The 20,025-nt window shown below is 37.7% G+C and carries 16 protein-coding genes, 1 pseudogene and 1 riboswitch; of the genes and pseudogenes, 11 read left to right on the plus strand and 6 right to left on the minus strand.

Going from position 1 to position 20,025, the window contains the following annotated elements; all coding sequences use genetic code 11:
- Nucleotides 1-91 precede the first annotated feature (91 nt).
- A complete protein-coding gene (locus JOC76_RS03055; protein WP_205175969.1) occupies nucleotides 92-2,038 on the plus strand; it encodes an FUSC family protein in 1,947 nt (648 codons plus the stop codon).
- Nucleotides 2,039-2,200: 162 nt separating this feature from the next.
- Here JOC76_RS03055 and JOC76_RS03060 read toward each other — a convergent pair whose 3' ends face one another.
- Nucleotides 2,201-3,106 carry a LysR family transcriptional regulator gene (locus JOC76_RS03060; RefSeq protein ID WP_205175971.1) on the minus strand — a complete coding sequence of 302 codons (906 nt, stop codon included), beginning with the start codon at nucleotides 3,104-3,106 and terminating at the stop codon, nucleotides 2,201-2,203.
- A gap of 237 nt (nucleotides 3,107-3,343) precedes the next feature.
- On the opposite strand from JOC76_RS03060, the gene JOC76_RS03065 reads away from it, so the two are divergent.
- From JOC76_RS03065 to JOC76_RS03085, 5 genes are all read left to right on the plus strand, one after another.
- A complete protein-coding gene (locus JOC76_RS03065; protein ID WP_239557513.1) occupies nucleotides 3,344-3,907 on the plus strand; it encodes a VOC family protein in 564 nt (187 codons plus the stop codon).
- A gap of 194 nt (nucleotides 3,908-4,101) precedes the next feature.
- Complete coding sequence (locus JOC76_RS03070) at nucleotides 4,102-5,415, plus strand: MFS transporter (protein WP_205175973.1); 1,314 nt, start codon at nucleotides 4,102-4,104, stop codon at nucleotides 5,413-5,415.
- Between the two features lie 183 nt (nucleotides 5,416-5,598).
- A complete protein-coding gene (gene aroD / locus JOC76_RS03075) occupies nucleotides 5,599-6,363 on the plus strand; it encodes a type I 3-dehydroquinate dehydratase (protein ID WP_205175975.1) in 765 nt (254 codons plus the stop codon).
- Nucleotides 6,364-6,370: 7 nt separating this feature from the next.
- On the plus strand, nucleotides 6,371-7,267 hold the full coding sequence (locus JOC76_RS03080; protein WP_205175983.1) for a quinate/shikimate dehydrogenase: 897 nt from the start codon (nucleotides 6,371-6,373) through the stop codon (nucleotides 7,265-7,267).
- A 224-nt stretch (nucleotides 7,268-7,491) separates the two neighbouring features.
- On the plus strand, nucleotides 7,492-8,499 hold the full coding sequence (locus tag JOC76_RS03085; protein WP_205175986.1) for a DUF3231 family protein: 1,008 nt from the start codon (nucleotides 7,492-7,494) through the stop codon (nucleotides 8,497-8,499).
- Nucleotides 8,500-8,836: 337 nt separating this feature from the next.
- Here the strand turns inward: JOC76_RS03085 and JOC76_RS03090 are convergent, their stop codons facing one another.
- Nucleotides 8,837-9,049, minus strand: a complete 213-nt coding sequence (locus tag JOC76_RS03090) for a hypothetical protein (RefSeq protein ID WP_205175988.1) — start codon at nucleotides 9,047-9,049, stop codon at nucleotides 8,837-8,839.
- 294 nt (nucleotides 9,050-9,343) lie between these two features.
- Here JOC76_RS03090 and JOC76_RS03095 point away from each other — a divergent pair, with 294 nt between their 5' ends.
- Nucleotides 9,344-9,775 carry a MarR family winged helix-turn-helix transcriptional regulator gene (locus JOC76_RS03095; RefSeq protein ID WP_307784680.1) on the plus strand — a complete coding sequence of 144 codons (432 nt, stop codon included), beginning with the start codon at nucleotides 9,344-9,346 and terminating at the stop codon, nucleotides 9,773-9,775.
- Between the two features lie 62 nt (nucleotides 9,776-9,837).
- Nucleotides 9,838-11,067 (plus strand): multidrug effflux MFS transporter, encoded by a 1,230-nt coding sequence (locus JOC76_RS03100; RefSeq protein ID WP_205175990.1) that lies wholly within the window; start codon nucleotides 9,838-9,840, stop codon nucleotides 11,065-11,067.
- Nucleotides 11,068-11,165: 98 nt separating this feature from the next.
- Here JOC76_RS03100 and JOC76_RS03105 read toward each other — a convergent pair whose 3' ends face one another.
- Nucleotides 11,166-12,476 carry a prolyl oligopeptidase family serine peptidase gene (locus JOC76_RS03105; RefSeq protein ID WP_205175992.1) on the minus strand — a complete coding sequence of 437 codons (1,311 nt, stop codon included), beginning with the start codon at nucleotides 12,474-12,476 and terminating at the stop codon, nucleotides 11,166-11,168.
- A gap of 330 nt (nucleotides 12,477-12,806) precedes the next feature.
- Nucleotides 12,807-13,196, minus strand: a complete 390-nt coding sequence (locus tag JOC76_RS03110) for a thiol-disulfide oxidoreductase DCC family protein (RefSeq protein ID WP_205175994.1) — start codon at nucleotides 13,194-13,196, stop codon at nucleotides 12,807-12,809.
- Nucleotides 13,197-13,454: 258 nt separating this feature from the next.
- Between JOC76_RS03110 and JOC76_RS03115 the strand changes: the two genes are divergently transcribed.
- Nucleotides 13,455-14,108: a TerC family protein gene (locus JOC76_RS03115; protein ID WP_205175995.1), complete on the plus strand. Its 654-nt coding sequence runs from the start codon at nucleotides 13,455-13,457 to the stop codon at nucleotides 14,106-14,108.
- Nucleotides 14,109-14,742: 634 nt separating this feature from the next.
- On the opposite strand, the pseudogene JOC76_RS03120 reads toward JOC76_RS03115, so the two are convergent.
- Nucleotides 14,743-15,720 (minus strand): annotated as a pseudogene (locus JOC76_RS03120) (aldo/keto reductase).
- 359 nt (nucleotides 15,721-16,079) lie between these two features.
- A riboswitch (purine riboswitch) is annotated at nucleotides 16,080-16,178 on the plus strand.
- A gap of 66 nt (nucleotides 16,179-16,244) precedes the next feature.
- Between JOC76_RS03120 and add the strand changes: the two are divergent.
- On the plus strand, nucleotides 16,245-17,237 hold the full coding sequence (gene add / locus JOC76_RS03125) for an adenosine deaminase (protein WP_205175996.1): 993 nt from the start codon (nucleotides 16,245-16,247) through the stop codon (nucleotides 17,235-17,237).
- Nucleotides 17,238-17,336: 99 nt separating this feature from the next.
- On the opposite strand, the gene purF is transcribed toward add, so the two are convergent.
- The gene (gene purF / locus JOC76_RS03130) at nucleotides 17,337-18,716 is read right to left on the minus strand and encodes an amidophosphoribosyltransferase (RefSeq protein ID WP_205175997.1); all 1,380 of its coding nucleotides are present in this window, start codon (nucleotides 18,714-18,716) and stop codon (nucleotides 17,337-17,339) included.
- A 169-nt stretch (nucleotides 18,717-18,885) separates the two neighbouring features.
- Here purF and purK point away from each other — a divergent pair, with 169 nt between their 5' ends.
- Nucleotides 18,886-20,013 carry a 5-(carboxyamino)imidazole ribonucleotide synthase gene (purK, locus tag JOC76_RS03135; RefSeq protein WP_205175998.1) on the plus strand — a complete coding sequence of 376 codons (1,128 nt, stop codon included), beginning with the start codon at nucleotides 18,886-18,888 and terminating at the stop codon, nucleotides 20,011-20,013.
- Nucleotides 20,014-20,025 lie beyond the last annotated feature (12 nt).

Consider the following 20,025-nt stretch of genomic DNA (forward strand, 5'->3'; position numbering starts at 1 on the left):
AATTTATAAGAACATTTGGAAATTTAAATGAAGTAAGAGGAGGGGTGTTTCAAATATAAATTGGTTAAAGTTGGAAAAGGAGCAATCTAGTATGAGAGAAACACCTAAAGCGGTCTCTCCCAAATCCCCATCCATTATAAAACAAGCATTAACGGTTAATAGGAAGCCGTTTCCGTGGGGAAAGGCATTTTGTGCGGGTTTAGCTGCATCTTTGCCAGTCTTTATTGGATTATTATTTGCGAATCTAGAATATGGGTTGATAGCTGGAATGGGGGGGTTTACCTATCTTTATGTGTTTAATATCCCCTTTGCTCAGAGAGCAAAAAAGCTATTTTTTGTCGTACTTGGAATGACTTTAGTCTCTGCTTTAGGGACTCTTGCTGCTCCTTACCCACTTGCAGTAGCTATTTTGATGGGGATTATTGGAGCTGCGACTATTTTTATTTTTGGAGCATTAAAAATTATAGGTCCATCTGCAATCTTTTTCGTTTTAGTTTTTGCCATGACATCTGGTATGCCTGTACATCCAGAACTTGTCTTGCTACGCGCTGGTCTTGTATTTTTAGGTGGGGCACTTTCATGGGTAGTTGCCATGATTGGTTGGTTTTCTGATCCTCATGGTCCGGAAACAGGTGTAGTAAAAAAGGTATATTCAGAATTGGCTTCGTTTCTTGAGTCTGTTGGTACAGAGAAATTTAATGAGACAAGACACAAAGTCATGTCAGACTTGAAAGAAGCAGAAGAAACACTAGCAGTAGGATATATACCTTGGAGAAATACGGACATCTTTAATCGATTAGTCATCTTAAATGATCATGCAAACACGATATTTTTATATGTACTTGAAAATTTTTCGAAAACTAACGTAAAATTGCCACCCGAATTAGGGGTATTTATCCGGGAAATTGCTCATTCGCTTGATCTGAAAAATAAAAATGAAAGTGTTGCTAAAAAAATCCTTCTGCCGGAAAAAATGGATGAAGCAGTTCTAGAGTTATTCAAAAAAATTTCCGATGCGGATGCCATCATGAATGAACCAACTTCCAAGATTAATCAAGTGATTCAAATCTCCAAGCCATCACTCATGAGCATTTTTTTGGGGGCCTTTGATAAAAACTCCATTGTATTTATTAATGCTGTACGGTTTGGTATTATTACGACGATCGCTAATATTATCGCGTATCAGTTTGAATTTACAAGGCCCTTTTGGATACCGTTATCCTGTGTAGCAGTTATGTCAGGCTCTACGATTGTCGCTACTTATCATCGTGCGATTCAAAGAGCATTTGGTACAATCTTAGGTATTTTAATGGCAAGTTTAATTCTGATGACTCACCCAACTGGATTGATTATTGCAGTACTTATTCTGCTATTGACGTTCATGACAGAATTATTTATTGTAAAAAATTATGGCCTTGCTGCGTTATTTTTTACGCCGAATGCACTGCTTATGGCTGAAAGCACGAGTCATGGAAGCTTTACCTTTACATATTTTGCATCAGCCAGATTAATTGATATCATTATCGGTATTTTCATTGGTCTAATAGGAGTATTCTTCATAGGAAGACAGTCTGCCTCTAGTCGACTCCCACATTTAATAACCAAAACGATTCGAAGTCAGGCGCAACTTTTATTCATTCTTTTCTCTGACCAAGGAACCGGTTATAATGCGAGAAAGAGTAGAGAAATCATAAAAATGCGAACGAATTTAAATAATTTAAAAACACTATATAATACAGCTGCTGGTGAGATTCCAGTCAATCAAAAAGCACTAGAATATTACTGGCCAGTTATATTCTCCTTAGAGCATTTAGGATATTTATTGGATAATTGCTCGAAAAATGAATATCGCCCTATTTTTTCAGATGAAACTCTTTCCCAATTGCTTTATGTTTGTGAAACGATGGCAATTGCCGCCAATCGAAAACAGTCACCCACAATAAAAAACGTCCCTGAAATGGAAGGGTTGTCAAGTATACAGAATGAAATTATTACATTGCAAAAATCCCTTCAAATAGATGGAAGCGTTACTTTTTAAATGAAAGGGCGCTTTTGTATGGTAAAAAGATTTCATGGTTAGCTTACATTTTTGAATGATTTGAGATGCAAACAATATAATTAGCAGACTGTATAGAGGGTGAAATCGTACTGGTTTCACCCACTTACTTTTTCTGCTCGTATCGTAATGGCATGATCCATCCTAGATTTGTATTTTTCCAGACTTCACTTTACAATACTGCTTTGCAAAATCTCGAAACAAATGGACGACAGGGCTTAAATATTTGTTTTTTACGGATGCAAGATAAATAAAACGCTCATATGGTGGATTGATGATGGGTAAAACCTTTACATTGAAATGCTTTAGCATCCAAATATCTGGTAGCAAAGCAATTCCGTAATTCATGGAAACCAAGCCAATGGCGGCACTGTCTTCCTCCACTTCATAAGCAATATTAGGCGTAATCTGAACATCGTTAAATAACCCATCAATCAATCCTCTAAGACCACTTCCTTTATCAAAATAGACAAATGGATAAGGTTCCGTATCCTTTAAGTCTATGCTGGTGTGGTTTGACAGAGGATGGTCGGAAGGGACTACAAGGACTAAATCCTGTTTAATCAACGGAATAAAATCAATATCGTGTTGATCTTCAAGGTAGGAACAAAAGGCCAGATCATATTTATCGGATTTAAGACCATCGATAATATTTTTAGTGGTTCCCTGACTAAACGAAAATGAAATATCTTTATGCTCATCCATACTGAGGAAATCCTTTACCATCGTTGGTACAAATCGTGATCCTAGGGTATAAATAAAGGACAAATCGATTTTACCTTTATGTGGGCTGACTAAATCGGAAATTTTTTTTTGACCTTCATCAAGCGACTTGAGAGATTGATCGACATATTCCAAAAAGATCGACCCATATTTCGTTAATCGAATGTTTCTTCCAGTCTTTTCAAAAAGATAGACGCCTAACTCCTTCTCCAATTCCGAAATGGCGTAAGTTAAGCTTGGTTGGGCAATAGATAGCTGTTCTGCCGCTAGTGTGTAATGCTCTACCTTCGCCAATACACGGAAATACTCCAGATGTTTTAAGTTCATTAATGATTCCCCGACCTCTCTTTAGCAATCATGTATTAAGCAAAGTATAAAAGAATCTATAGAAAAATTCTATTGATACTATATAATTTATCAGATTTATTTTTCTGAATATTATTACTATAATGAGCTTACAAACTACCAAAGATACCAAACACAAAGTTGATAAAAATGGATTATGGAGTTTATTTAAGTAAAAACAATTAAAGGGAAAGGGTGGAGAACAATATAAAACCATCAATGGAAACGGAAAACAAAATGGAGGCAAGTATGCATGAAGTACGAGGAATGGATCATATTGGATTAACTGTTCCAGATATGGAGGAGGCAACGGAATTTTTTAAAAAGGTTTTTGGTGCAAAGGTTTGTTATGATGTGCATACTCCGGAGATGCCTCCGCAAAGGGGAGAATCAGCCAAAAGGAACGTAAATCTCCCAGAAGGCGCAGGCATTGACCATATTCGACTTCTAAGAATCGGAAACACACCTTGTATTGAATTATTTCATATTAAGGCAAATAACCAATCCGTTATAGATACCATCGTTCATTACGGCCTAACACATCTTGCCTTTTATACGGATAATATCCAGTTAACGGCTAAAAAATTTGTTGAGGCCGGCGGTAAGCTATGTTCAGATCCACATCCGCTGCCTTCAGAAATAGAAGGTGGAGAAATGAATGACTGGGTATATGGTCAAGCACCATGGGGAAGCTTAATCGAACTAATTTCGTATTCTAGTGGAATTCACTACCCTGAAAACAGTGATGCGGAGCGTTGGACACCTGAAAAAAGAAAACGCTAACATGACGAAACTTAGGAAGAATGGTTCATGTCCAGTGAGTTTTAAATGATATAATTTAAAATAGTTTGAAAATTTTAAGGTAGGTAGATAATCTGAAGGTGAAATGCTTGAAGGATAATAACAACCAATCAAGGTTTTTATTTCATAAAAATGAAAGCGTATCCTTCTGAATCATGATATCAAGGGGGAAAAGGATGAAAAAACATCGTTGGTCAATCGTACTCTTAATTGCTGTGGGTGTGATTGTGAATTACTTTGATCGAACCAATATGTCAATCGCAATGCCATTAATGCAAAAGGAATTTCATTTGTCGCCAGGTCAGGTAGGGATTTTTTTATCAGCATTTGCATGGTCCTATGCCATTCTTCAACTTCCTGTAGGACCCTTATTGGACAAGATAGGGGTTAAATGGGTAACACGTGTGGCTACCATGATATGGACCCTCGCTTGCTTATTAACGGCTGTTGCGAATGGATGGGGATTGATTATCTTATCAAGGGTCTTATTGGGTGTTGGAGAGGCGCCATATTTCCCGGCAGCTGCCAAGGCAGTGGGCCAATGGGTTCCGAGAGGAGAGCGTTCAAAGGCAATCGCTTCCTATGATGCGATGTCTAAATTGTCCAATGCAATTGGTGCACCTATCATAGCCTTGATCGTGACCGAATGGGGATGGCGCGGCGGTTTTATGGCAACAGCTATTCTTAGTTTCCTCTATGCACTTGTGTACTTTATCTGGTATCGTGAGCCCCATGAAGATAAACGCCTGACAAAAGAGGAATATACATACATAATGGAGGGCGGTTCACAAAGTTCAGAAGAAGCACCAGGCAATGCAATGCAAAATATACGTTACCTTTTGTCAAAACGAAAAGTATGGGCCGTATTTATTGGGTTTGCTGCATATGGATATTCATGGTTTTTATTTCTAACATGGCTTCCGGGATATCTTGCAACGGAGATGCACATGTCCATTTTAAAATCTGGCTGGTATTCAGCGATTCCATGGATTGTCGGCACGTTAACAGAAATTGTGATTGGTGGCTGGCTAGTGGATCGATTAATCGAAAAGGGTTACAATCGTACCCGTGTGAGCAAAACATTTTTAGTGATCGGTTTGCTTTTCGGTTTATCTATTATTGGAGCTGCATTTACTCATAGTGCAAATGTTGCTGTATTTTTTATTTCATTGGCACTCGGAGGTCTTGTGGTGACATCAGCAGTTGCTTATTCCATTCCAACCTTTATTGCTCCTAAGGGAACGACGGGAACGTTGACAGGGATTCTCACTTTTGGAAACAATGCCATGGCAATCGTAGCACCCATCACGACTGGATTTATCGTACAAGCCACAGGTTCCTTTATGTACGCATTTCTTTTAGCGGCCGTTATTCTTGTCGTAGGTATTATAAGCTATACCTTCCTTCTGACAGATCTAGAACCGATTGAAAGTCCTGATTACGACACATCTAGCAATCGTGAAATGACTACTAAACAAAAGGCTAACTAATGATTTGCAAATAAAAAGGAGTTTCAACCTTTTCCAATCATTTTGAATAGTCATAACGATCAGTTAAAAAGAGCCTTTTCTGCGGTTTACAACTCCAGTATCGGCTCTCTTTATTGAATTAAAGATGTTATACAACTAATCAACTTTCGATTAATCGAACAAATAAACGGAGGGAAATTTTTTATGAAAACCATTACGATTAAAAATAAGGTAATTGGGGAGGGGATACCAAAGATTATTATCCCATTAATGGGTAAGACAAAGGAACAACTTCTTCAAGAGTTAAACGAAGTAAAAAAGTTAACCCCTGATATTATTGAATGGCGGGTAGATATGTTTGCACATGTCGAAAACATAGAAGCTGTTCAACAAATACTGTCCGAATTAAGAAGCCTTGTGACGGATTCGCTTCTTTTATTTACATTCAGAAGTCATAAAGAAGGTGGGAATAAAAAGATTTCAGATAGCCATTATCAAGAATTGATACAAGCTGTCATAAAGGCAAAGAATATAGATCTTATTGATATTGAATTGTTTACAGGTGATTCTGTTGTCAAAGAACTCGTAGATTTAGCTGATGAGAATGGTATTTTTGTGGTAATGTCTAATCATGATTTTCATAAGACTCCAAATAAAGAGGAAATAATTGATCGACTTCGTAAAATGCAAGAACTAGGAGCACATATTCCTAAAATGGCCGTGATGCCGAATAGTATGGAGGATGTTATCACTTTACTTGATGCTACCACCACAATGAAAACAAAATATGCGGATCGTCCCATTATTACCATGTCAATGGGCGAAGACGGCTTGATCAGTAGACTAGCAGGTGAAGTATTTGGCTCAGCATGTACATTTGCTGCAGGGAAAGAAAAATCTGCACCTGGACAAATTCCAGTTACTGAATTAAGAACGGTTTTAGAAATAATCAAAAAAAATTCAAGGTGATTCAACAATGACAAACTTTCAAAAAAACTTAGAAAAAATTGATGGTAAAACAAAATTGGTAGGCTTACTTGCTACACCCATTGGACACAGTTTATCTCCAAGAATGCATAATTTAGGTTATACCTTAAAAGGTTTAAACTACTCTTATCTTGCCTTTGAAGTTGGGAATGAAACGCTTGAAAAAGCGGTAGAAGGAATGAGAGCTCTCGATGTAGCTGGGTTTAATGTATCCATGCCAAATAAAATGGAAGTGATTAAATATTTGGATGAACTAGATGCTAGTGCTAAATTCACGGGTGCGGTAAACACGGTGGTACATACGGATGGTAGGTTAATTGGATATAACTCAGATGGAAAAGGGTATGTGAAAAACCTTGAAGTACACGGGATAGATTTATACAAAAAAAAAGTTACACTAGTTGGATCCGGTGGCGCTGCCACACCAATCGCTATCGAATTAGCCCAGTCGGGTATTAGCGAAATTAGTATTTTTGCACGAAAGGATAATTTCTTCCACCAAGCTGTAAAAAATGTAGAAAAAATTAACCACGATATGAAAGATTTTGGTGTTCGAGCCAATATCTTTTCATTAGAAGATAAAGAAGCATTTCAACATGAAGTATCAGAAAGTGCCATACTAGCCAATGGTACAAGTTTGGGGATGAAACCTTTAGACCATTTAAGTATCGTGGATGATTATTTAGGCGTTCTGCGTGAAGGTTTAGTCGTAACAGATGTTGTTTATAATCCTCGAAAAACTAAATTATTACAGTTGGCAGAAGAGGCTGGAGCAACTGTCATTAATGGGTTAGGTATGATGTTGTGGCAGGGGGCCATTGCCTTTAAACTATTTACGGGTGAAGATATGCCCATTGAAGAGATCAAAAAAATCATGTTTGAATAAAAGTTATCACTTTTTGAAACTATTATGGTGCTACAGTTAGCTTTACTTCTAAAAGAAGTAGAGCTTTTTTATTATCTTTCATGCTCCTTAAATCGTTTCTTGGTTTTCAAAAAATAATTAATAGTAAATGGGAAAAACTATTTTTAACAGTTCTGAAAGGGCTATTAGAATGCATTTTTGCTATGTACTATTTGGAGAAACTAATTTAGAAGCGAGTGGATAAAATGAGTCATACAAATCACAATTTTGCTTTTGCAGAATTAACCGCCAACGAAGTATCAAACCTTTGGTCTTCCTATTTAAAGAGCAGTATGGAACTAAGGCTTTTTGAATATTTTTATGCAAGTACAGAAAACAGTGAAATAAAACAAGTGATTGAAAAGATGTTAAATCAATCTCAACAAAATATAAATGAACTCAAGGAGATTTTTAACAAAGTCAATCTTACTATTCCTCTTGGTTTTACCGAGGAAGACGTAAGGGTTGACGCACACAAAGTATTTTCCGATACATTTATTTTGTTTTTTTGTTTTGATCTTACACATCTATCGATGAGTACATATCCAATTGCATTATCAGATTGCACCAGAAACGATGTGCGAGAACATTTTCAAAAAAACATTGCCTTTTCTGTGAAAATCCAGAATGAAATTGTAGACTTAATGTTATCACAAGGGGTATATTTGAAAAATCCACAAATTGAGATAGATAGTGAGGTAGAAATTGCTGATTCCATGTTATATCTCAATGGTTTTTTTGGTGGATCAAGACCTTTAAATACTGCTGAAATTTCTAATCTATCCAGAATTGTCCATAGAGCACAGTTTTCAAAAATGGTTTTTGTTACTTTTAGTAAATTAACGAAAGCAAAGGAGTTAAAACAACATTTTAGTAAAGGTAGAGATGGGATCGAAAAAGTATTAGAGTCACTTCAAGAAGTTCTTGATAAAGAAAATATTCCGATATCAGCATCAGGGGACTATACTATTTCTGATGTAGAGATGTCCCCATTCTCCGATAAGTTAATGTTGTTTTTTGTGAATACTTGTCTGGGAATATTCTGTTTTTCCATGATTAGTCAGGCTATGACTTCTAGTCTAAGAACGGACATTGTATCTAAATTAAGCAAAATATCGGATGATATGAAGAAGTATTATGGACTAGGTATCCTTTTAGCGATAAAAGAAAAATGGTTTGAACAACCTCCTCAAGCAGTAAATAGAAAAGTCTAGTTAGAGAATTACTTTATGTAATAAACTGTCTTACAGGGGTAGAAGCCAATGATTAAATCGCCTTCTTCACCCCTTTTTTGTTTTTGCTTTCGATGCATGGCTATAACGTCATAAATTCTTCTTTCGTTAATTGAGTTGAGTGTTGTTTTTTAATCATAATAACAAATAAGCTTGCTAATAAACAGGAAACGCCTGCCAAGAAGAATGCCCACGTGTAAGTGGTGAAAAATTTATAGATTAGACCCCCTCCATTTGCGGCGGCTCCTCCAGCCAGCCGCGATTCATCCCTGTCGTTGATGGAATGGTCACCTGAGGCGGCAGCGTTTTTATGCTCTTTTTAACTTCCCGAAGAGAAAACAGTATCCTTTACTTTTTTTACACCTTTCAATTTCTCAATTTCTTCTACTATTGAATCAGTTGGAACTTCAATATCAATAACAGTAGTTCCGTCAGACAATGTATGGGATTCATTTTTTAGATCGAGGTTGTTTAAATAATTTTGAATTTCTGCTTCCTTACCCATTTCAACTTGTGCTGTTTTATAGAGCATTTATATCTCTCCTTTAGTTTTGTTGTCCTTGGTGCAAATGAATACTCCGCCTACTTTTTGCGTGGGAGGAACGTCCGTTTTTTATTTTTTTCCTAAATCATTTTTTAAATCACCATTACCAAATTTTTTCTTTGAACTTCAGGAATGGTTATAGGTCCAAGCACTTGAAAACCAGGCAGCTTCTTTTAAGGTACCAGGATTGAAATGGTAATTATAATAACAACTATAAAGGGAGGATAGTTTAATTTTCATAATGGGAGTGTGAACTTGAAATTATATAGATATCTATGTATAATGGTAAACATGATTAAATATGATACAGCTTCAATGGTTGGAAAGATTAGAGACGCAGTAAACAATTTGATTTTGTCGGAACTTAACAAACACGGAGTGGATGGCATCGCTCCTTCTCATGGGGATATTTTAGTGTGCCTTTACAAAAAAAATGGCTTATCCGTGAAGGAACTTGCTGAGAAAATCCATCGCACACAACCGACAGTAACCGTTTTAGTCGACAAGTTGCAAAAACTTAATTATGTCGAGAGAGTAAAGAGCTGGGAGGATAGTAGAGTAACGTTAATCAATCTCACGGAAAAGGGTAAGCAGCTGGAGCCGATTTTCAGTGAGGTATCAGAAAAGTTAAACACGGTAATTTATGGTGGTTTAACGAAAACCGAAAAAGAACAGCTGGAATATTTGTTAGAGATAGTCCTGAAAAGGTTTTAATTTTTTTTACAACATTACATAGATGTCTATGTATTAAAAAATTAGTAAGGAGTTGAATTGAATTGGCTTTAAGGAGAAATAAATATTCGATTGCTTTCGCTATACTATTAGCAGTCTTTTCTGCAATTGGTCCGTTTACCATTGATATGTATTTAGCATCATTTCCTAAAATTATGGGCCATTTTGGGACAAAGGCTTCGACGGTCCAAGCAAGCTTGACTTCTTGTATATTAGGGATTGCTTTTGGTCAAATCATCATGGGTGCATTAAGTGATGTTCATGGCAGACGTAAACCTTTATTGATTTCTATGCTTGTGTATTCTCTTTCTTCTTTCGCTTGTGCTTTCGCACCGAACATTACGCTATTTATTATTTTGCGTTTTATACAGGGATTTGCAGGTTCTGCTGGGATTGTCATTTCTCGTGCAATTGTGCGTGATTTATACAGTGGTTTAGAACTGACAAAGTTTTTTTCACTCTTAACCATCATTTTTAATCTTGCTCCGTTGATTGCACCACTTGCTGGAAGTGCCATCATTTCTTTTACTCCTTGGGTAGGTATATTTATCTTTTTAGGTTTTTTTGGAATCTTATTATCCACTTTAACAGCATTGAAAATCAAAGAAAGCCTGCCTGAAGATCGGCGTGTTTCTAGTGATTTCAAGGGATTATTAAAGAATTTTAAAGATTTGCTTAAGTCTAGGAGATTCATGGGGTACGCTCTTGTTCAAGGTATATTGTTTGCCGGGGTTTTTGCCTACATTTCCGGAGCTTCATTTATTTATCAAAAAATTTATGATGTGACACCGCAAGTGTTTTCAATGCTTTTTGCTTTGAATGGCATTAGTTTAATTCTAGGGGCTCAAATTGTGAAATTATTAGCAGGGCGAATAAAAGAAGATAGTATTCTACTAATCGGGCTTGCACTAGCCTTTATATCTGGGACGATTGTCTTGATCAATGTCTTTTGGCATGGTCCCTTAATGATGTTAGTCATTCCGCTTTTCTTCTTAAACGCTGCGATTGGGATCACAGGTCCAACTTCTTTTACATTAGCGATGGAATCGCAAGGGCACATCGCAGGAAGCGCCGCTGCACTTTTGGGTGTTATGCCAACATTATTTGGTGCTGTAAGTGCTCCACTTGTGGGTCTTGCAGGTGAATATTCTGCGGTACCATTCGGAGTTATTATTTTCACTACGAGCTTGTTGTCTATCATCGCCTATGTATTCTTAGTTAAAAGGGGTAAAACAATGACCTCTTTCAAAAAGTTAGAAAAGCATAGTAATTAGTTTTATTAACAAAAAATGATTGAACTTGTTTAGTTTTAATAATAAGAAATGAGATGTTAAAAATAAAACCCTTTCCAATGGAGGAAAGGGTTTTCTACTTATTTAGACTGTGCTGCAAGCCACTCCATAAGTGTGGTGGTTTTACCATTGATTTCATTAGTTGGCTCGTTGTTATATACATAGATCCATGACCAATGTCCAGGATATTGATAAGCTGTTCCATCATCATTTTTGTAAAGTCCAGTCGTGTCGTGAACGTCATCGAATAAAGATAAATGCACGTTAGTCGCACCTGCTTGTACATAACGGTTGTAAGTTGGTAAGGTGTTGATAGCTGGTGGTAAGGTTGTATCGTTCTTAGCCGCAATGAACCAAGTTGGAGTTTGGATCAAGTTTTGGAGATCAGCATCGCTAATCTTACTGTTGTTCAATCCTTCGCAAGTAGGGAATGCCGCAGCAAAATAGCCAGGAAGATCACGTGTAAGCAGCATAGTCATATAACCGCCGTTTGAGTCACCGCCTACATAAATTCTGTTTGGATCCACATCTTTATGATTTGCAACATAATCTTTAATCATAGAAATGAGAGCGTCTTCATAAATGCTTGTTCCATCGGCGCTACCTGAAGTACCATTCATCCAAAAAGTCGGTGCTTGCGGAGCTAGTACGTAGGCACCGTCAAAGTATGATTGTGTTTCTTGAGATGCGAACGAGTCAGCTTTGTTTGCAGAGATCGGAATAGTTGGATCCGTTCCGCCTTCACCGCCGCCATGGAGCCAGATAATAAGCGGATTCTTATGGTTGTCCACTTTCGGTGTAAAGTCGGCATAGGAAAGGGTTGTATCACCGTAAGTGGCTTTTCCTGTATGGAAATCATCGACCAATACGCGTGTTCCGCCTGCAAATGTATTGACGGTAAGCCCTGAAACCTTTCCAGCACTAGTAACAATGTCTTTTTGCTGGGTAATGGTATACTTACTGTCCACCCATGCATTCCTACCGTTAGCGTAGTTTAACCCGGCACCTAAGGAATCAGTTGGGCCGATTTTTAACTCCAGCACCGCATATTGACCCATTTGTTGCGTTGGGTTTCCGTCTTTATCAGAAACATACGCTTTGGTCACGACGCGATTGCCTTCCCCTAAGGATGGGTTTGTTAGACGGTTGTCGTATCTTGCCACATGCACATTAAAGGTATCCTTCGTCACAGAACCAACCGGAACGGGTCTTCCCAAGTCCACTATGACTTTTGTAATGGCGGCTCCCCAATCCTCAATTTCAGTGACCGTTTTGTAGGATGTGGGCTGAGTAGGCAATTCTTTTGCGAACGCACCTGTGCCGATTGACAGAGTCAAAAGGGCAGCCGAACCCATTGTTACAACTGATTTCATCCATTCCTTTTTCTTCATTTTCCTCTCCTCCAATTCTGATTACAGGGCATCTAAACTATGTAAAATTTATTTGCTAAGGGAATTATAGCACCCTTATGTAAGCGGTTTCGATGTAACCAATTTCCGTAATCAAAGGAAATTAATTGTATACTTATTCAGAAAAGTGACAAGATTCGATAAATATTAGGAGTATTAATTCATATATTTAAAGTACAAACGACTTGTTCTAGTGAGAAAAGGCTAGTTTGCTAGTTAGAGGTAATAGTAAAAATAGATCTTTTTGCTTATAGTTGAGGTAGGGGTAGTTTCAATTATGGTACGTAAATCGGATTCCCGGCGGTATCGGTACTATAAGAACCGGTTTCTATCTTCTGAAGATGGTATCATACAACTTTCTTTTGTACCGAACCATTTATATCTATTTTTAGCGATGATTTCATAAAAGAAATCTCTCAAAGGTTTCGGGATAACCAAAAGGAAATACGGTAACTTCCAAGCTCCTTTTAAGTTCTTACAAACTCGAAGGGCTGCGGTTGATTTAAAATAGCAATTCTTATCTTCTATAAGAACCAAACTATCTATATTACTTGGGGTATTATATTTATGCAATAACTCTTTACCAATATCGCTTTGTAGCAAAGCGAACTTAAAGAGGCCATTTGGGTCTCTTTTAATGATGAATTGTACGCTGAAGTCGCAAAAGTTGCACTCACCGTCGAATAAAATAATCCTTTCCAAATCAATCCAACCTTTCTTTAAGTATAGGATCTTTAATTTTTATCTCATTTAACGAAATGGCAGTTGCCTACTATTAGCTGGAAGTTTTTTTATTAAATTGAATAAGGTTTATGTGTCTATCAAGTGCTTATGCAATATTCTTATAATATGATATAGTATTTCATTTATCTTCTAAAAACTCCGGTCTTTTTTAAAGCCCAAATTAATATAATTTCTTAGTTAGCTTTTCCAGAGGTGAATAGGTTGGAGATTTTTGGTATGTCTTTTACGGTTCTTTTGGAGGTTATTTTAATTAATATTGTATTAAGCGGAGATAACGCAGTTTTAATTGCCATGGCATCACGTAATGTTCCAAAGAAGCAACAAAAGAAAGCAATCTTCTGGGGAACATTTGGAGCCATTATTTTACGTATTATTTTTGCAATAGGAATTGTTTACCTACTAGCCTTACCTTTCGTAACGTTTGTAGGAGGTCTTCTTCTAGTCTATATTGCCATAAAACTGTTAATAGATGAAGAAGAAGACTTTCATCGAGAAGGTGGTTCAAGTTTAATTTCTGCGGTGAAAATGATTATTACTGCTGATGCAATCATGTCCCTTGATAATGTCCTAGCTATTGCTGGTGCAGTTGAAGGGAATATAGCTGGGATAGTAATTGGAGTTATTGTAAGTATTCCTCTTGTTGTTTTTTGCAGCCAGATAATATTAAAAGCAATGGAAAAGTACCCTATCATCTCTTATGCTGGAGCAGGGATATTAGCTTGGACAGCAGGGGAAATGATGGTTGGAGAACCAAAACTCGAGAATCTTCTTCCAGACGATCTACATTTATTGATTCCAACCGCTATTACCGTTCTTGTCATTGGTTTGGGATATTTAACTAATAAAATAAAAACTGCTAAAGAAAGTTAAGAAATGTTGGAATGTCAAAATGGGAGCCAATTTGAGGTAAAACAATCGAACTGTTAAAAAGTTCAGGGGTGCAGTCGTTTAGAAGAGTTCATAACTACCGGAGCGTTAAAAAAATTAGGGTTTCGATCGTTTAGAGGAGTTCATAGCGACCGAACTGTTAAGAAAATCAGGGTTTCGGTCGTTTAGAAGGGTTCATAAAGACCGAACTGTAAAAAAAATCAGGGCGACGGTCGTTTAAAGAGTTCATAACTACCGGAGCGTTAAAAAAATCAGAGCTTCAGTCGTTTAGAAGGGTTCATAAAGACCGAACTGTTAAGAAAATCAGGGTTTCGGTCGTTAAGAGGGGTTCATAAAGACCGAACTGTAAAAAAAATCAGGGCGACGGTCGTTAAGAAGGGTTCATAACGACCGAACTGTTAAGAAAATCAGGGTTTCCGTCGTTAAGAAGGGTTCATAACGACCGAACTGTTAAGAAAATCAGGGTTTCGGTCGTTAAGAAGGGTTTATAACGACCGATCTGTTAAAAAAATCAGAGCTTCAGTCGTTAAGAAGGGTTCATAACTACAGGAGCGTTAAAAAAATCAGGGCTCCGGTCGTTTAGAGGTGTTCATAAGATTTTTTAATCATTTTTCCATTATGGCAAGTTGTTACCCCTTGCTGTAACATAAAGGGAATACCATTCCTCGCGGGTCATGAATTCCGACTGGCGAATCGCATCATGGCAATCCTTAATTCGTTCTAAATTTGTCGTACCGATTACCGGCTGGACTTTTGCCGGGCGGCGCATCAGCCAGCTGAGAACAATCGCTTCTCTTGTTGTTCCTTTTTCTTCAGCCATTTTTGCTACCAATTCCCGTGTTTTCATTTCAGCCTCTGAAAGATCGTTCCCATTTTTTCCAGAATAAATTCCTTTCGCCAATGGAGACCATGATTGAATTTGAATATCATTTAACATACAGTGCTCAAGCAAATTTTCTCCAAAATAAGATGCTTTTCCTGCTTCATGATTTACCAATACCCCTTGGTCCACCCAATCCCGCTTAAATAAACTCATTTGCAGTTGATTGACAATCATCGGCTGTTCGCAATATGCTTGAATGAGCTCGATTTGTCCTTTATTCATATTAGAAACACCAAAATGACCTACTTTTCCGGATGTTTTCAGCATGTGAAAGGCTTCTGCCACTTCTTCTGGCTCCATTAATGGATCGGGGCGATGCAATAGCAAAACATCTATGTATTCTACGGAGAGCCTTTTCAATATCCCATTAACAGAGTCTAAGATATGCTCCTTCGAAAAATCATATCGGAGGGGTCCTCTTTCATCCGCAAAACGGAATCCGCACTTGCTTTGAATGACCATTTGCTCTCTTAAATCCGCACGAGCTTTTAATACCTTGCCAAAGACCTCTTCCGCTTTTCCTAGTGCATAGACATCTGCATGATCAAACATCGTAATTCCTAACGAAAGTGATAAATCAATTGCTTTTTCCATTTCAACAATAACTTCTTTTGTAATGGGGCTGTTATCCTAACTGCCGCCAAACCTCATACAGCCCAAAACTAAGCGGCTTGTCGTAATATCCCGCTTTTCCAATGGCATTTTGCGCATGAAATTATACCCCTTTCTTTTAAAGTGTGCTTACATTTTGATAAGGAAGACTTTGGAATAAACCAATTGTTTTGCCCCCCAAAAAAATCGTATTTAATACAGTTGTTTTCTACCTTTTTTCGTTTTAGCACCATATAAACTCCTTTGTTTATTCTATCTTAACTTTTGTTTATATTCTATTGCTTATATCTTATATCAAGTTATGCTTAACGGGCATAATATAAATATTTATCCGTTCCGACATCCAATGCAGTTCTCTTAATTGGCATAAACTCTTCTTTTTAAAATAAACAAAATAATTTTTTTGTATTAGACACTATATTGACAATCTAAACTTTTTTAATTATCCTTTATAAAGCATTTATGAATTCCATATATTTCGTATAACTCCAATAATATGGTTTGGAGGTCTCTACCAGGAACCGAAATTCCTGATTACGAAGAATGTACATGATTTGTATTTTCTTCGTAATCAGGAATTTTTTTTCTGTAATTACATATAAAAACTATATTTGGAGGTCAAAATGAATTTTTTAGAGTTGCCAAAAATTGAGCTTCACTGTCATTTGGATGGGAGCGTTAGGATTGAAACGATTATTGATATTGCTCAAAAGGAAGGCATCCAGTTACCCTCTTTTGATAAGGAAGAGTTGCAAAAGGAGCTGATTGCTCCACTGGAATGTGACTCCCTTGAGGAATATTTAAAAAGATTTTCTCTTCCAAATTTGGTCATGCAGTCCAAGGAAAGTTTAAGAAGAATTACATTTGAGCTGTTTGAGGATGCAACAAGGGAAAATGTGAAATATTTGGAGGTCAGATTTGGACCGTTACTTCACACATTAAAAGGACTAGATGTTGAAGAAGTTATTCAGTGCGTTATTGAGGGTATGAGGGAAGCAGAGAGCTGTTACGAAATAAAGGGTAATATTATCCTGTCTTGCTTGAGGTCAATGTCTGTAGAAAGCGCATTTGAGGTGGTTGAAAAGGGAAAAAGATTCTTAGGAAAAGGTGTGGTCGCGATTGACCTATGTGCATCAGAAGAAGAAGGTTTCTGTGAAAGATTCAGAGAACCAATCGCATTAGCCAAAGAATATGGCTACAGAGTCACGATTCATGCAGGAGAAACGGGGATAGGTAAAAACGTCCTAGAGGCTGTTGAATTGTTGGGTGCTGAAAGAATCGGACACGGAGTATTTATTAAAGAATGTGCAGAGGCTTATAGGAAAGTGAAAGAAAGACAGGTAGTTCTTGAAATGTGTCCAACAAGTAATGTCCAAACAAAAGCAGTTCAGCATTATTCTGATCATCCGATATATAAGTTTCATAAAGATGGAATAAAAGTGACAATTAGTACGGATAACAGAACAGTATCTGATACTACTATGTCAAAAGAAATCCATTTAGTTAACAAAGAATTTAATCTAAGCGAAGAGGATTACCGGCAAATCTTTTTAAATAGTGTAGAAGCATCCTTTGCAACCCAAGAAACCAAAGAATGGTGCTTGGCACAATATTAATGACTTGTAACCAGCCTCTTTTTGCAGGTTGAACGGTACCAATATTAACATGCGTAGATGAGCGAAGGACAATGGGTAAGATTGTCCTTCTTTGTTTTTTCATTTTAAGTATAAATTAGTTGGATATGCCCCACTAAAACAAGCTATACAACTATTACTAGTTTCTGCAAGGTCCACGTCAACCGCTGTCAATAATCCCTCTGTACTTAAAAAGGCTAGTGAATCTGCCCCAATTACTTGTCCCATCGCTCGTTCATGTTCATGTTTGTTTGCAAATAACTCTTCTTTTGTGGGCATATCAATTCCATAGAAACAAGGGTTTCGTACCATTGGTGAACTAATTCGTACATGTACTTCCTTTGCACCAGCCTGCCGAATTAATTCAACAATACGTTTGCTTGTCGTTCCGCGGACAATGGAATCATCTACAAGGACAACTCTCTTTCCTTCAAGTATTTCCTGTACAGCGCTTAATTTAAGACGGACAGCCAAATCACGCAATTCCTGAGTAGGCTCAATAAAGGAACGACCAGCATATGGGTTTTTAATAATGCCCATTTCATATGGAATTCCCGATTCTTTAGCAAATCCAAGAGCTGCCGGTACACTTGATTCAGGGACTGCGACGACAACATCCGCTTCCGTCGGATGTTCTTGTGCAAGAATTTGCCCTAATTCTTTGCGGATAGACAAAACACTTCTTCCTTGAATCACACTATCGGCACGGGCAAAGTAAACAAATTCAAAGGAACAAAGTGAAACCTTTCCTTTTTCAGCGAATCTGCCGGTTTGAATTCCATTTTCATCGATGAGAAGCCATTCACCTGGCTCAACATCCCTCCAGAACTTGGCATCTACTGCATGTAATCCACAGGTTTCGGAGGATGCAACGATGGATTCACCTATTTTGCCAAGGCTGAGCGGACGTAATCCATTACGGTCTAAACCGATTAACATTTGTTTATCCGTTATGATTAAAACAGCAAATGAACCATCAAGCCGCTTCAGAACATCAGGCCCAGCTTCGAAAAAATGTTTTTTACTTGATCGGGCTATTAGGTGTGCAATAATTTCCGTATCCGTTGTGGTTTGAAAGATGGCCCCTTGCTGTTGCAACACTTTCTGCTCAATCCTTGCATTGACAAGGTTTCCATTATGGGCTACGGCCAGGTCTCCTTCGCTATATTTAAAAACAAGTGGTTGAGCATTCTGTAGCAGGCTTGCACCAGAGGTAGAATAACGTACATGGCCAATGGCCATGTTTCCTCTCAGTCCATCCAGGATTTCCCTGGTAAATACTTGAGTTACTAGACCCATTCCTCTGTGATGCCTAAAGGATTTTCCGTCACTAGCTACAATTCCGGCACTTTCTTGCCCCCGGTGCTGAAGCGCATGGAGTCCGTAATAGGTTAAATCTGCTGCCTTTGGATGGTTAAATACGCCAAACACACCGCATTTTTCTTTCAATTCAGTATCCATTTTTCCGCCTCCCGGTACATTTCACTTCTATATTTTGGGCGATAGGGGATTTTCTATCCTTTTTAATTTTCTATCATTATAAAATGACAAAAGTTTTTGGAATTTTTAATAGTAAAAGGTATTAAGAAAGGATAGGCTAAACAATGAGTTGTGTAAGGAGGATGAATTGATGAAAGTAATTAAACCCGGTTCCACCATCGGCATTTTGGGAGGAGGTCAGTTAGGAAGAATGATTTCAATTGCTGGAAGGAATATGGGCTATCGTTTCATCACTTTGGAGCCGACCCCTGATTCTCCGTGCGGACAAACAGCAGACCGTCAAATTGTTGCTTCCTATTCTGAGCTTGAGGCTGCAAAAGAATTAGCAAATGCATCCGATGTGATTACCTATGAATTTGAGAATGTAAATGCCGATGTAGCATCCGTTTTAGAAACTACCTCATTTGTACCCCAAGGAAGTAGACTTCTAAAAATAACTCAAAATCGAATTCGTGAAAAATCAACGTTGCAATCCTATGAGGTACCTGTCGCACCCTTCATGATCATTCAATCGGAAAATGATATCCGTAGGGCTGTTGAAAGCCTTGGCCTTCCTTTTGTCATGAAAACGGCTGAAGGAGGCTATGACGGGAAAGGACAATGGGTAATTAGAAGCGAGAGTGAGATTTCCGATGCCATAGAGACATGGAAAAAGGCAGACATGGATATGATTATTGAAAAATTTATTCCCTTTAGCAAGGAAATGTCCGTAATAATAGCTCGGAATAGTTTAGGGGATTCTAAAACGTTCCCTCCGGTTGAAAACGTCCATATCAATAATATTCTACATCAGTCGATCGTACCTGCTGGAATAACGGCGCAACAAAAGAGGGAAGCAGAAGCTCTTGCTATCAAAATTGCTGATTCTTTACAAGTTGTAGGTTTAATAGGCATTGAAATGTTTCTTACAAATGAAGGTGAAATTCTAGTAAATGAATTAGCGCCAAGACCTCATAATTCCGGCCATTATTCGATGGACGCATGCATGACATCTCAATTTGAGCAGCATATACGGGCCATTTGCGGGTTGCCACTTGGAGATACCACACTGTTAAGTCCTATTATCATGGTTAATATTTTAGGTCAGCATTTGAGTAAGGTGTTAGATAAAGTCGAGCAGCTTCCACCAACAGCCAAGCTCCATTTGTACGGAAAAAAAGAGGCAAAAGAAAATAGGAAAATGGGCCATATCAATTTTTTAGGCACATCAACAGAGCAATTGCTTCAACAAATTAAAGAACTGCAAATCTGGGATTGAAAAAAGTGAAGG

The sequence above is a fragment of the Neobacillus cucumis genome (assembly GCF_016908975.1).
Taxonomy (GTDB): Bacteria; Bacillota; Bacilli; order Bacillales; family Cytobacillaceae; genus Neobacillus; species Neobacillus cucumis.

Coding starts and splice junctions, on each gene's coding strand:
- JOC76_RS03055 (WP_205175969.1), top strand. CDS start 92: ATGAGAGAAACACCTAAAGCGGTCTCTCCCAAATCCCCATCCATTATA.
- JOC76_RS03060 (WP_205175971.1), bottom strand. CDS start 3,106: ATGAACTTAAAACATCTGGAGTATTTCCGTGTATTGGCGAAGGTAGAG.
- JOC76_RS03065 (WP_239557513.1), top strand. CDS start 3,344: ATGGAAACGGAAAACAAAATGGAGGCAAGTATGCATGAAGTACGAGGA.
- JOC76_RS03070 (WP_205175973.1), top strand. CDS start 4,102: ATGAAAAAACATCGTTGGTCAATCGTACTCTTAATTGCTGTGGGTGTG.
- aroD (WP_205175975.1), top strand. CDS start 5,599: ATGAAAACCATTACGATTAAAAATAAGGTAATTGGGGAGGGGATACCA.
- JOC76_RS03080 (WP_205175983.1), top strand. CDS start 6,371: ATGACAAACTTTCAAAAAAACTTAGAAAAAATTGATGGTAAAACAAAA.
- JOC76_RS03085 (WP_205175986.1), top strand. CDS start 7,492: ATGAGTCATACAAATCACAATTTTGCTTTTGCAGAATTAACCGCCAAC.
- JOC76_RS03090 (WP_205175988.1), bottom strand. CDS start 9,049: ATGCTCTATAAAACAGCACAAGTTGAAATGGGTAAGGAAGCAGAAATT.
- JOC76_RS03095 (WP_307784680.1), top strand. CDS start 9,344: ATGGTAAACATGATTAAATATGATACAGCTTCAATGGTTGGAAAGATT.
- JOC76_RS03105 (WP_205175992.1), bottom strand. CDS start 12,476: ATGAAGAAAAAGGAATGGATGAAATCAGTTGTAACAATGGGTTCGGCT.
- JOC76_RS03115 (WP_205175995.1), top strand. CDS start 13,455: ATGTCTTTTACGGTTCTTTTGGAGGTTATTTTAATTAATATTGTATTA.
- add (WP_205175996.1), top strand. CDS start 16,245: ATGAATTTTTTAGAGTTGCCAAAAATTGAGCTTCACTGTCATTTGGAT.
- purF (WP_205175997.1), bottom strand. CDS start 18,716: ATGGATACTGAATTGAAAGAAAAATGCGGTGTGTTTGGCGTATTTAAC.
- purK (WP_205175998.1), top strand. CDS start 18,886: ATGAAAGTAATTAAACCCGGTTCCACCATCGGCATTTTGGGAGGAGGT.